This window comes from Aggregatibacter sp. HMT-949 (genome assembly GCF_041734645.1).
Taxonomy (GTDB): domain Bacteria; phylum Pseudomonadota; class Gammaproteobacteria; order Enterobacterales; family Pasteurellaceae; genus Rodentibacter.
Genome location: NZ_CP162010.1, coordinates 108,773 through 121,008, shown reverse-complemented (window position 1 = coordinate 121,008; position 12,236 = coordinate 108,773). Strand labels below are relative to the sequence as shown.

The window sequence follows — 12,236 nt, the reverse complement described above, 5'->3', positions numbered from 1 at the left end:
TGGCATTATGTAGCAAATACAAAACCATTCGAACGAAATATGAATTTGCATTATAAAAATAGCACCGCATTGAAAGTCGTTTCAATGCGGTGCTATTTTGTGAGGTCATTTAGGCCTTGTGCAACAACTACATAATTTCTCGTTTTCATTGTTTTATAAGAAGTGCAACAGCTTCACAGGCAATCCCCTCACTTCTTCCGGTAAAACCTAACTTTTCTGTTGTTGTTGCTTTTATATTTACCGATTCAATATCGCATTGTAAATCCGTTGCAATGACGCCACGCATATCATCAATGTGCGAACGCATTTTCGGCGCTTGTGCAATAATCGTTACATCTATATTCCCCACTTTATAACCTTTGGCCCGCACTTGACGAAATGCTTCACGAAGTAGCTCTCGGCTATCCACGTTTTTGTATCGCATATCCGTATCCGGAAACAGTTTACCGATATCTCCCAATGCCGCCGCGCCCAACAATGCATCCGTTAAGGCATGCAATGCGACATCACCATCGGAGTGGGCAATAAACCCAGTATGGTAAGGCACTTCTACGCCACCGATGATGAGCGGACGATCTTCACCAAATGCGTGAACATCAAAGCCGTGTCCGATTCTTATCATAATATTTTCCTTGTTAAGTAAAACTCCGCTAAAGCCAAATCTTCCGGTCTTGTGATCTTGATATTATCGCGTCGTCCCATCACTAAATGTGGTTGAAATCCGGCAAATTCCATGGCTGATGCTTCGTCAGTAATGGTGAGTCTTTGTCGCACCCCTGTATTTAGGGCGTTTTTCAGTAAATCCAGCGGAAAAAATTGTGGCGTTTGCGCTTGCCAAAGTTGTGAACGATCTTCCGTCGCAATAATATTGCCAGCGATATTTGCACGTTTAACAGTATCTGTTACCGGAACCGCTAAAATGGCACCGTTTTCATCCGTCGTTGCCAACAGCTTATCCAAATCCGGTGTTGTTAAACAAGGTCTTGCCGCATCGTGCACAAGCGCCCAAACATGCTCTTCCGACACCGCATTCAAGGCGCTTAAAACGGACTCTGCACGCGTTGCGCCCCCTTCTACAAGTTGAATTTTCGGGTGAAAAAGTACAGCAAGTTCAGCCGCGTAAGGATCGTTTTTGCCGAGCGCTACAATCACACGAGAAATCGCAGGATGGGAAAGCATAATCTCTAACGTGTGTTGCAAAACGGTTTTGCCTAGAATCGTTAAATATTGCTTAGGTTTATCGGCTTGCATACGAGATCCCACGCCAGCGGCCGGAATAATAGCGATGATTTTTCGAGACATTATTTGTGCTCTTTTACAATGTGATAGAAAATTTCGTGCTCCTTCACCATGTCATACTGCATTCTGGCGCGCTCTTCGATGGACTCAAACCCTTTAGTCAACCCTTGAATTTCTGCCGAAACCATTTGATTTCGTTGCATAAGTCTTTCATTTTCAGTTTTATTTTCGATAATTTTGGCAGCGACTTCTTTATAATCTAAATAACCGTTTTTGCCGAACCAAAAATCATATTGAAATAGCGCGAGAATTCCAATTAATATTGCTGTAAATAATCGCATAATTTACTCGGTATAACTTAAAAGTGTCTATAGTTTAGCTTGAAACGGTATGAAAGGCGATGGAAAAGTACGGTTGATTTTCACGAGTTTTTTAGTCAAATTTGACTGATTGTGATCTTAATCACAAATCTAGTGAAATTAACGAATAATGCCGAAAAATTTCGGCAAAAAACTAGAAAAGCGACAAAATGTCTTGTTATACTTTTTGCGTTTTATTTTGTTTCGATAGAGGAAAACACCATGAAAAAAACGTTAAAATTGACTGCCTTGACAGCGATTTCTGTCTTTGTTTTAGCGGGTTGCGCACACAAAATGGATCCGCAAGAGCATGCCAATATGCAATTACAACAGCAAGCCGTGCTCGGTTTAAACTGGATGCAAGATTCCGGTGAATATCAAGCGTTAGCGTATCAAGCCTACAATGCGGCCAAAGTGGCCTTTGATCATGCCAAAGTAACAAAAGGTAAGAAAAAGGCTGTGGTTGTGGATTTAGACGAAACGATGTTAGACAACAGCCCTTATGCGGGTTGGCAAGTTAAAAATAATAAGCCTTTCGACGGCCAAGACTGGACCCGTTGGGTTGATGCACGTCAGTCTCGCGCGGTGCCGGGTGCGGTGGAATTTAACAATTATGTCAATTCCCACAAAGGTAAAGTGTTCTACGTCACTAACCGTAAAGACAGCACAGAAAAAGCCGGTACCATCGATGATATGAAACGCTTAGGCTTCAACGGTGTAGATGAGTCGGCGCTTTACCTGAAAAAAGACAAATCTGCCAAAGCGGCGCGTTTTGCCGAGATCGAAAAACAAGGTTACGAAATCGTGCTTTATGTGGGCGATAATTTAGATGATTTTGGTGATGCAGTGTATGGCAAATTAAATGCGGAACGCCGTGATTTCGCAGCAAAAAACCAAGCGAAATTCGGCAAAACTTATATCGTATTACCTAATGCGAATTATGGCGGCTGGGAAGGTGGTTTGAAAAAAGATTACTTCAAAGGCGATACACAGGATAAAATCAAAGCGCGTTTGGATGCGATTCAAGCTTGGGACGGCAAATAGCCTCGCTTGGCTAAAAACAATTGATAGACGGATTTAATTAAAGGGCCGAGTTCCTTATTCTACGGAGCTTGGCCTTTTTATTGGCCCGTCATTGACCTTCGCCACCAGCACCGCATTGAAACCTGATGAGGCGTGCCTTCGCTTTAGTCCATTCGACGATTGAGATAAACAGAATTACTGAATTTCCCGTCCGTATTCATATAGATAAAGCCTGTTTTGAATCATCAACATCTCAAGTGAGCGAAGATTTCAATCGATCGTTATATTGCCTTAGGATAATTTAAATCAGTAAATTTTATTTTTACCTAGAGTGAAATATTTTTTATTAAATCAATATTTATTTAATAAATGTTATTTTGTTACGAAGTTAACACTTTTACATCTTGCCCGTGGCAGATTACCAATTGAATTTGTATAGTAAAGCAAATGACATCAGAAGGATTGTATTATGCTTTATTTACCTCAGCAATTAACACACTGCCTCGTTTCGGAAAGTAAAACCCTTGAACGAAATAGTGTTATTTATTCTCAAGGCGAACGCACTCAGGTTTTTTATTTTCTTCAAAGCGGCCTAGTCGGTCTTTATCATGGGCTTGAGAACGGCAAAGAAACACTTATTCGCCTGTATCACGCGAAGCAATATTTTGGCTTTCGTACGTTATTTAGCGATACAACCTATCACTGCAGCGCCCGCGTATTGCAAGAAGCAGTTGTTACGCGTATTCAACCTACATCGCAAGCGCGTTTTATTGCGGATAATTCTCAATTTTCCCAATATTTGATTAAACAGTTAGCCGGCGAATTATATGATGCCGAGCATCGTTTAACCAAAACTGCCCATAAACGCAGTTACGATCGTGTAGCGGAGGCCATCGCTAATCTAACGGAAAGTTATCCCGATTATCCTTGGACGTATCGCGAAGTGGCGGAATTCTGTGGTTGTGAAACGGAAACCGCAATCCGTATTAGCCGCGAGTTGAAGAAAAAAGGTATTTTGGATAAATCCAATCGCCATCTTCGTATGAACAGCTAAACCTCATTTTGAGGACCGCATTCGAGCCAGTAGCGTCACCGATGCAATAATCACCACAGCGCCAAACCAAAAAGAAAGGGTTGGCGCGTTATCCCACAGTAACCAATCAAACACACTTGAGAAAATTACGCCGGTAAAGGCAAAGGGCGTGATAACATTCGCCGGCGCATGTCGGAAAGCGCGGGTTAATAACAGTTGAAAAATTAAGCCAAAGCCGCCGATTAATAGCAGTAGGCCGAATTCGCGTAAGTCAGGCATTTTCCATTGGTGAATGAAAAATATCGGCAAAAGTAAAGTACCGATTAAGTGAAAATAAAATACGATGTTTTTCGGTGAATTGTGCTTATTAAGTTCTTGTAGGCTGATGAATGCCATTGCTGAGAGCACCGCACCGCCTAAGCCGACAAACACGTAAAACGGCTCGACGCTGCCGTTATGATTAGCGAGTAAGATCATTGATACGCCGAAAAAGCCGATTAAGCTGCAAGCCAGCACATTAAGCGGTGTTTTTTGGCGAAAGAATAGCAGTAAGAGCGGGATAAACAGTGTTGAAGTGTTAATTAACAATACGCTAATCGAGAGCGGTAAGAATGCGACGATATAAAAGTTAAGCAACATACTTGCCACCCCCGCCAAGTTGCGCAATAACAGAAATTTCCATTGGCGGATTTCCACTTTGAAATCGCGATCTTTAATCATAAACGGCAATAAAAACAGTAAGCCGAGCAAAAAACGCGAAAACAAAGTTTCGCTAGCCGGCATCGTGGAAGAGGCAATTTTGACGAACGCGTTCATCAGAGTAATACTGAAATACGCGGAAATCATAAAAATAATGGCTTTATGATAAAGCGTGTTGGCGGGTTGATTTTGCATAAGTCTTTCTAGAAATACGAAGCGGTATTTGGTCTGAATTTCAATGAACTTTTTGATGAACAGAAAATGATTTCGTTCGATGCGATATCACCTTAATCGTGCATCATAAGAAAAACCGGCGAGATATTATTTAAAATGTTGTTTTCAATGCGGTGCTTAAAACGAAGTTCACTCTGTTGCAACAAGGCATTGATACAAAAAAAAAGCGGCAAGCTTTTGCTTGCCGCCACTAAACCGATTCCTTATTTACCGTAGGTATCGCCAATTTTTGCTTTATGTTTACCTTCTTCAATCATTACGATGAAGAGTAAGATAATAGCTAAAATACCACCGCCGATCATGACGTAGAAACCGCCGTCCCAACCGTAGTGTTGTGCAGCCCAACCGATAACCGCTGATGCAGATACGGTACCACCTAAGTAACCGAATAAACCGGTGAAGCCTGCTGCAGTACCTGCTGCTTTTTTCGGCGCTAATTCAAGCGCATGTAAACCAATTAACATTACAGGACCATAGATTAAGAAACCGATTAGGGTCATTAATACGAAGTCGGTTAATTGATATGGGTTTTCATACCATGCGCTGTAGTTTGCTAACTCAGCTTCAGGTGTAGCCGGATTCATCCAATATGCTGCCACTGCTACAGTAGTTAAGATCATAAAGATAAAACCTGTTAAACCACGTTTTCCTTTGAATAAATGGTCAGATACCCAACCACAAAGTAATGTACCGGGAACCGCCGCTAATTCATAAATGGTGTATGCCCATGCGGTACCTTTGATATTGAAGTGTTTTACTTCACTTAAATAAACCGGAGACCATTTCAATACGCCGTAGCGGATTAAATAAACGAACACGTTAGCAATTGCGATGTACCATAACAATTTGTTTTTTAATACATAAGTAATGAAAATTTCTTTTGCAGTTAAGTCGTTTTCATAAGTTTTTTCGTTATAGTCATCAGGATAGTCATTACGCCATTTTTCGATGGACGGTAAACCACAAGATTGCGGAGTATCGCGCATAACGAAGTACACCGGAATGGCGCAGATCATCGCAGCAATACCAGGATAGTACAAAGATTGTTGCCAGATGTCTTTCGCTTGCGCTTCAATACCGTGAGTACTGAAGAAGATTGCACTTGCCAATAATACCATCGCACCCGGCATCATACCGCCGATATTGTGCGCTGTATTCCAAATTGACACGATAGTACCGCGTTCGGATTTAGACCACCAGTGAACCATGGTACGGCCACATGGAGGCCAACCCATACCTTGGAACCAACCGTTTAAGAAGATCATCACCCACATAATTGCAATGCCGGAAGTCGCCCATGGGAATAAGCCCATTAAGGTCATACATAAACCGGAGAGTAATAAACCGAATGGTAAGAATACACGCGGGTTAGAACGGTCTGACATCCCTGCCATCACAAATTTTGATAAACCGTAGGCAAGACCGGCCGCTGAACCGATGACACCAAGTTCTGCTTTAGTATAAAGGCCGGCTTGAATTAAACCTGGTTGCGCTAAGTCAAAGTTTGCACGAACAAAATAGTAAGCGGCATAACCAAAGAAGATCCCTGCGAACACCTGCCAACGTAGGCGTTTATACGTGGAATCAATTTTTTCCGCCGGTAATTCCGCAATATGCGGGGCGGGTTTAAATGGTCCAAACATAACTTTTCTCCAATTTATTAGTTTTTATGGTGAGTTCTTTGTTGTTATTCAAAGAATATAAAAATAGGAGTGCATAATAAAAGAAAATTAAAAATAAAAAAGCGGATTTATCAAAAAATGTGATTTAATTCACAAAAAAACGACTTAATGAGCGAATGCGAAAATATTTTGTGAGGCATATCACAAAAATATTTTCTTTTTCGCTCAAAACGTTGTTAATTTAAACAGACTTCAATAAAATGCCCATAATTTTTATGGTATCGTTTTTAACTATAAGATTTTAAATTAAATATAGTGGGCTTTGGGGGTAAACATGGGATTATCGCCTAATTTATATCGAGATGCGGGTGATCTTTCACCACTCTCAACGGATGTGATTATCATCGGTGGTGGCGCAACGGGTGCGGGAATTGCACGCGATTGTGCGCTTCGTGGCATTGATTGTATTTTACTGGAGCGTCGCGACATCGCCACCGGCGCCACCGGTCGTAATCACGGTTTATTGCATAGCGGTGCGCGTTATGCAGTGAACGATCAAGAATCCGCGGAAGAATGTATTAAAGAAAACCGCATTTTGCGCAAAATCGCGCGCCACTGCGTGGATGAAACAGAAGGCTTGTTTATTACGTTGCCTGAAGATTCGCTGGACTATCAAAAAACCTTCCTTGAGAGCTGTGCCAAATCCGGTATTGATGCACAAGCGATTGATCCTGATTTAGCCAAAATTATGGAGCCTTCCGTCAATCCGGATTTAGTCGGTGCGGTGGTCGTACCGGACGGCTCTATCGACCCATTCCGTTTAACGGCTTCCAATATGATGGATGCCGTCGAAAATGGCGCGAAAATGTTTACCTATTGCGAAGTGAAAAATTTAATTCGTGAAGGCGGCAAAGTCATCGGTGTGAACGTGTACGATCACAAAAACAAAGCCGAACGCCAATTCTTTGCGCCGTTAGTCGTGAATGCGGGCGGTATTTGGGGGCAAGGCATTGCGGAATACGCCGATCTCAAAATTAAAATGTTCCCGGCCAAAGGCGCTCTGCTCGTCATGGGGCACCGCATTAATAAATTGGTTATTAACCGCTGTCGTAAACCGGCAGATGCAGATATTCTCGTGCCGGGCGATACTATTTGTGTTATCGGCACCACATCCAGTCGCATTCCTTACGATCAAATTGACAATATGGAAGTGACACCGGAAGAAGTGGATATTCTGTTCCGCGAAGGGGAAAAATTGGCACCAAGTTTGCGCCATACCCGCGTGCTTCGCGCTTATGCAGGCGTACGCCCGTTGGTGGCGAGCGATGATGACCCATCCGGGCGTAATGTGAGCCGCGGTATCGTGCTTCTCGACCACGCAGAACGTGACGGTTTAGACGGTTTCATTACCATCACCGGTGGTAAATTAATGACTTACCGCCTAATGGCTGAGTGGGCAACAAACTTAGTTTGTAAAAAACTTAATAAAACCGCGACTTGCGTGACGGCGGATCAACCGCTTCCGGGTTCCACCGAAAGCCGTCAAGAAACCAATCAGAAAGTCATTTCTCTCCCTAGCACCATTCGCTATTCTGCGGTATATCGCCACGGTTCACGCGCCACTCGTTTGTTAGATAAAGAACGCTTGGATCGTTCCATGGTGTGCGAATGTGAAGCGGTGACTGCCGGTGAAGTGCGCTATGCGGTGGATGAATTGGATGTCAACAATCTTGTGGATTTACGCCGCCGCACCCGCGTGGGCATGGGCACTTGCCAAGCAGAACTTTGTGCTTGCCGTGCTGCCGGTTTGATGAACCGTTTTGAAGTCGCCACACCACGTCAATCTACCACCCAACTTTCCGCCTTTATGGAAGAACGCTGGCGCGGCATTGAGCCGATTGCTTGGGGCGAAGCCATTCGTGAAGCCGAGTTTACTTCTTGGATGTACGGCAGCGTATTGGGCTTGAATGATGTGAAACCGCTTGAGACACAAGCGCAACAGGGGACGGATAGCAATGAATTTTGATGTAGCCATTATCGGCGGTGGTCTTGCCGGTTTAACTTGCGGCATTGCCCTTCAACAACGCGGCAAACGTTGCGTGATTATTAATAACGGCCAAGCAGCCATCGACTTCGCTTCCGGCTCTCTTGATCTGTTAAGCCGTATGCCGGATGGAAGTGCGGTTGAAAATATCAACGAAAATTTGACCGCACTTCGCACCGCATTACCGGCGCACCCTTATAGTTTATTAGGTGCGGAAAAAGTGATTGCCAAAGCGCAAGATTTTGAACGCTTAGCCAATGCGCTCAATTTAGATTTAATCGGCTCCAGCGAAAAAAATCACTGGCGAGTGACCGGTCTTGGTAGTCTACGTGGCGCGTGGCTTTCACCGAACAGCGTACCGACCGTGCAAGGTAACGAAACCTTTCCGCACAAACGCATTGCAGTGCTGGGCATTGAAGGTTATCACGATTTCCAACCGCAACTGCTAGCCGCGAATTTAGTACTTAATCCGCAATTCGCCCATTGTGAAGTGACGAGCGGATTCTTAAATATTCCGCAATTAGATGAACTTCGCCAAAACGCGCGTGAGTTCCGCAGTGTGAATATTGCGCAATTATTAGAACATAAGTTAGCGTTTAATGATTTAGTCAGCGAAATCATCGAGTCGGCACAAGGCGCCAATGCGGTGCTCTTACCGGCGTGCTTCGGTTTGGAAAATCAAGAATTTATGAATGCATTGCGCGACGCGACAAAACTCGCCTTATTTGAATTGCCAACATTGCCGCCGTCTTTGCTCGGTATGCGTCAACGCATTCAATTACGCCGTAAATTTGAATCGCTCGGCGGTTTAATGATTAACGGAGACAGTGCACTTAACGCGCATTTTGAAGGCGACCGAGTACATTGTATTAAAACCCGTTTATTAGAAGATGAAGAAATCATCGCGGACAATTTCGTCTTGGCAGCCGGCAGTTTCTTCAGTAAAGGCTTGGTGTCCGAGTTCGATAAAATTTATGAACCGGTGTTTGAATCCGACATTATCGGCGTGGAAGGCTTCAACGACAAAGATCGCTTCAGTTGGACAAATCACCGATTCGCGAATCCGCAGCCTTATCAATCGGCAGGCGTGGCAATCAACGAACATTGCCAAGTGCAAAAGTGCGGTCAATTTTTAGCGAATTTATATGCTACAGGTAATGTGATCGGCGGTTTTAATGCCCTTGAGCTCGGCTGCGGCTCGGGCGTGGCAGTGGTGACTGCGTTGGCAGTGGCTGATGAAATTTTAGCGAAATAGGGGGCGATATGGATACGAACATTCAACGATTAATCGAAAGCGCAAAGCGCTCGCTCAACTCCCCGGCAAGTCACAAATACATTGATGAAAGTTTTGAAAGCTGCATTAAATGTACTGCTTGTACCGCCGTTTGTCCGGTTTCGCGCAATAATCCGCTTTATCCGGGCCCGAAACAATCCGGCCCTGACGGTGAGCGTTTACGTTTAAAATCCGCCGAGCTTTACGATGACGCCCTTAAATATTGCACTAACTGCAAACGCTGTGAGGTGGCTTGTCCGTCTGATGTAAAAATCGGTGACTTAATCGTACGCGCCCGTAATAATCACTTGGCGCAGGCGAAGAAACCATTAATGAACAAATTGCGTGATGCGATTTTAAGTAACACGGATGTAATGGGTAAAATCAACTCGCCACTAGCGCCAATTGTAAACACTATTACGAGTTTAAAAGCCACCAAATTTATGTTGGAAAAAACGCTTAAAATCAGCAAAGAACGTACACTGCCAAAATATGCTTTTGGCACGTTCCGCAGCTGGTATATGAAAAATGCGTTAAAAGACCAACAAAAATTTCACCGTAAAGTGGCGTATTATCACGGCTGTTACGTAAACTACAACAATCCGCAGCTTGGCAAAGAATTTTTGAAAGTATTCAACGCCATGAATATCGGCGTGATGTTGCTTGAAAAGGAAAAATGTTGTGGCTTGCCGTTAATGGTGAACGGCTTCCCTGAACGCGCACGCAACATTGCGCAATTCAACACTGATTATATTGGCAAAATGGTGGATGAAAATGGCTTAGATGTGATTAGCGAAGCCTCCAGTTGTTCGCTCAATTTACGTGATGAATATCATCATGTTTTGGGTATCGATAACGCTAAAGTGCGCCCGCATATTCATATGGTAACGCCTTTCTTGTACCAACTTTTCAAAGAAGGCAAAACCCTACCGCTCAAACCGCTTAAGTTGCGTGTGGCATACCACACCGCGTGTCACGTGGATAAAGCCGGCTGGGCGCCTTACACGTTGGAAGTGTTGAAACAAATACCAGGGTTAGAATTAGTGATGCTACCGTCACAATGCTGTGGTATTGCCGGAACTTACGGCTTCAAGGCAGAAAATTACGATGTGTCACAAGCCATCGGTAAAACCTTATTCGATAACATCAACGAAGGCGGGTTTGACTACGTCATTTCCGAATGCCAAACTTGTAAATGGCAAATTGATATGTCATCGAATGTGACTTGTATTCACCCATTGACCTTGCTTTGTATGTCAATGGAAGCATAAATTCAAAATAACAATCCGCACTTAAAAGTGCGGATTAGATTATTCCCTCAAAAATACCTGAAGATAATACTTAAGGTTTAGCACAAATTGAATTTTAAAGAATAAAGCGACTTAAGTCTTCGTTCTCGATCACATCGCCGAGCGCTTCGCTGACATACGATGCATCAATGCTGACGGTTTGTTCGTCCATATCACTGGCATTGAAAGATATTTTATCCATCAAGCGCTCCATCACCGTATGCAAACGGCGCGCACCGATATTTTCGGTTTTCTCATTGACGCGGAATGCCGCCTCGGCGATTTTCTTGATTGCATCTTGAGTAAATTCGATATTCACACCTTCCGTGGCCATTAAGGCTTTATATTGCTCGGTCAAAGAGGCATTTGGCTCGGTGAGAATACGCTCAAAATCCTCAGCGGTGAGTGCGGAAAGCTCCACACGAATCGGCAGACGCCCTTGTAATTCCGGAATCAAATCAGACGGACGCGCCACTTGAAACGCACCGGAGGCAATAAACAGAATATGATCGGTTTTTACCATACCGTGCTTGGTATTGACGGTAGAACCCTCTACCAACGGCAACAAGTCTCGTTGCACGCCTTCGCGCGACACATCTGCACCGCTATATTCGCCTTTTTTACAGATTTTGTCGATTTCGTCGATAAACACGATGCCGTTTTGTTCCACTGCATCAATGGCTTTTTGTTTCAATTCTTCCGGGTTAATCAACTTCGCGGCTTCATCGTCAATTAAGGTTTTAAGAGCATCCTTAATTTTCATTTTACGTTTTTTAGTTTTTTCACTGCCGAGATTTTGAAATATGGATTGCAACTGGCTAGTCATTTCTTCCATGCCTGGAGGCGCCATAATTTCCACCCCCATAGATACACCAGCAGCAACATCAATTTCGATTTCTTTCTCGTCTAGCTGTCCTTCCCGTAATTTTTTGCGGAAAGCTTGACGTGTACTACTGTTGCTATCATGATTCTCCACCTCGCCCCATTGATTTTTTGCCGGCGGCAGCAACGCATCTAAAATACGCTCCTCCGCTGCATCTTCCGCTTTAACGCGATTTTTAGCAATTTCTTGTTGGCGAACCAATTTCATTGCACCATCGGTTAAATCTCGAATAATGGAATCCACTTCTTTACCCACATACCCTACTTCGGTAAATTTAGTGGCTTCCACTTTAATGAACGGTGCATTGGCTAATTTTGCCAAACGACGGGCAATTTCAGTTTTCCCCACGCCGGTCGGCCCAATCATAAGAATATTTTTCGGGGTCACTTCATGGCGCATTGGCTCTTGCAACTGCATTCTGCGCCAACGGTTTCTCAGAGCAATCGCCACTGCGCGCTTGGCGTCGCTTTGGCCAATGATATGTTGATCTAATTCAGAAACTATTTCACGAGGTGTTATTTCAGACATAATTTTTCCT

General features: G+C 43.8%; 11 protein-coding genes. 5 read left to right on the top strand and 6 right to left on the bottom strand.

The annotated features are described in order from the left end of the window. Nucleotides 1-145 precede the first annotated feature (145 nt). Genes ispF through ftsB form a run of 3 tightly spaced genes read right to left on the bottom strand, consistent with a single transcriptional unit; the run spans nt 146 to nt 1,580 of the window. Nucleotides 146-622 (bottom strand): 2-C-methyl-D-erythritol 2,4-cyclodiphosphate synthase, encoded by a 477-nt coding sequence (gene ispF / locus AB3F25_RS00580; protein WP_373603604.1) that lies wholly within the window; start codon nt 620-622, stop codon nt 146-148. Next, nucleotides 619-1,302 (bottom strand): 2-C-methyl-D-erythritol 4-phosphate cytidylyltransferase, encoded by a 684-nt coding sequence (ispD, locus tag AB3F25_RS00575; protein ID WP_373603603.1) that lies wholly within the window; start codon nt 1,300-1,302, stop codon nt 619-621. The genes ispF and ispD overlap by 4 nt, the downstream gene beginning before the upstream one ends. Continuing rightward, on the bottom strand, nt 1,302-1,580 hold the full coding sequence (ftsB, locus tag AB3F25_RS00570; RefSeq protein WP_373603602.1) for a cell division protein FtsB: 279 nt from the start codon (nt 1,578-1,580) through the stop codon (nt 1,302-1,304). Before ftsB ends, ispD begins: the two co-directional genes overlap by 1 nt. A gap of 240 nt (nt 1,581-1,820) precedes the next feature. Here ftsB and AB3F25_RS00565 point away from each other — a divergent pair, with 240 nt between their 5' ends. After that, nucleotides 1,821-2,642 carry a 5'-nucleotidase, lipoprotein e(P4) family gene (locus AB3F25_RS00565; RefSeq protein ID WP_373603601.1) on the top strand — a complete coding sequence of 274 codons (822 nt, stop codon included), beginning with the start codon at nt 1,821-1,823 and terminating at the stop codon, nt 2,640-2,642. Between the two features lie 448 nt (nt 2,643-3,090). After that, entirely contained in the window at nt 3,091-3,675 is a 585-nt protein-coding gene (locus tag AB3F25_RS00560) for a Crp/Fnr family transcriptional regulator (RefSeq protein ID WP_373603600.1), read from the top strand. A 3-nt stretch (nt 3,676-3,678) separates the two neighbouring features. Here the strand turns inward: AB3F25_RS00560 and AB3F25_RS00555 are convergent, their stop codons facing one another. Continuing rightward, entirely contained in the window at nt 3,679-4,548 is an 870-nt protein-coding gene (locus tag AB3F25_RS00555) for a DMT family transporter (protein ID WP_373603599.1), read from the bottom strand. Between the two features lie 242 nt (nt 4,549-4,790). Beyond that, nucleotides 4,791-6,230 carry a glycerol-3-phosphate transporter gene (gene glpT / locus AB3F25_RS00550; RefSeq protein ID WP_373603598.1) on the bottom strand — a complete coding sequence of 480 codons (1,440 nt, stop codon included), beginning with the start codon at nt 6,228-6,230 and terminating at the stop codon, nt 4,791-4,793. 313 nt (nt 6,231-6,543) lie between these two features. On the opposite strand from glpT, the gene glpA reads away from it, so the two are divergent. From glpA to glpC, 3 genes are read left to right on the top strand one after another with little or no spacing between them, the layout of a single operon-like run. Next, nucleotides 6,544-8,235, top strand: a complete 1,692-nt coding sequence (gene glpA / locus AB3F25_RS00545; RefSeq protein WP_373603597.1) for an anaerobic glycerol-3-phosphate dehydrogenase subunit A — start codon at nt 6,544-6,546, stop codon at nt 8,233-8,235. Continuing rightward, on the top strand, nt 8,225-9,508 hold the full coding sequence (gene glpB, locus AB3F25_RS00540) for a glycerol-3-phosphate dehydrogenase subunit GlpB (RefSeq protein ID WP_373603596.1): 1,284 nt from the start codon (nt 8,225-8,227) through the stop codon (nt 9,506-9,508). Before glpA ends, glpB begins: the two co-directional genes overlap by 11 nt. Before the next feature lie 8 nt (nt 9,509-9,516). Further along, nucleotides 9,517-10,797, top strand: coding sequence for an anaerobic glycerol-3-phosphate dehydrogenase subunit GlpC (glpC, locus tag AB3F25_RS00535; protein ID WP_373603595.1), 1,281 nt, complete (start codon nt 9,517-9,519; stop codon nt 10,795-10,797). 94 nt (nt 10,798-10,891) lie between these two features. Here glpC and hslU read toward each other — a convergent pair whose 3' ends face one another. Further along, the gene (hslU, locus tag AB3F25_RS00530) at nt 10,892-12,226 is read right to left on the bottom strand and encodes an HslU--HslV peptidase ATPase subunit (RefSeq protein ID WP_373603594.1); all 1,335 of its coding nucleotides are present in this window, start codon (nt 12,224-12,226) and stop codon (nt 10,892-10,894) included. Nucleotides 12,227-12,236: the final 10 nt, after the last annotated feature.

Excerpts from the sequence above, each read along its gene's own strand:
- glpB (WP_373603596.1), top strand. The coding sequence starts at position 8,225 with ATGAATTTTGATGTAGCCATTATCGGCGGTGGTCTTGCCGGTTTAACT.
- ftsB (WP_373603602.1), bottom strand. The coding sequence starts at position 1,580 with ATGCGATTATTTACAGCAATATTAATTGGAATTCTCGCGCTATTTCAA.
- hslU (WP_373603594.1), bottom strand. The coding sequence starts at position 12,226 with ATGTCTGAAATAACACCTCGTGAAATAGTTTCTGAATTAGATCAACAT.
- ispD (WP_373603603.1), bottom strand. The coding sequence starts at position 1,302 with ATGTCTCGAAAAATCATCGCTATTATTCCGGCCGCTGGCGTGGGATCT.
- glpT (WP_373603598.1), bottom strand. The coding sequence starts at position 6,230 with ATGTTTGGACCATTTAAACCCGCCCCGCATATTGCGGAATTACCGGCG.
- AB3F25_RS00560 (WP_373603600.1), top strand. The coding sequence starts at position 3,091 with ATGCTTTATTTACCTCAGCAATTAACACACTGCCTCGTTTCGGAAAGT.
- glpA (WP_373603597.1), top strand. The coding sequence starts at position 6,544 with ATGGGATTATCGCCTAATTTATATCGAGATGCGGGTGATCTTTCACCA.
- AB3F25_RS00565 (WP_373603601.1), top strand. The coding sequence starts at position 1,821 with ATGAAAAAAACGTTAAAATTGACTGCCTTGACAGCGATTTCTGTCTTT.
- ispF (WP_373603604.1), bottom strand. The coding sequence starts at position 622 with ATGATAAGAATCGGACACGGCTTTGATGTTCACGCATTTGGTGAAGAT.
- glpC (WP_373603595.1), top strand. The coding sequence starts at position 9,517 with ATGGATACGAACATTCAACGATTAATCGAAAGCGCAAAGCGCTCGCTC.
- AB3F25_RS00555 (WP_373603599.1), bottom strand. The coding sequence starts at position 4,548 with ATGCAAAATCAACCCGCCAACACGCTTTATCATAAAGCCATTATTTTT.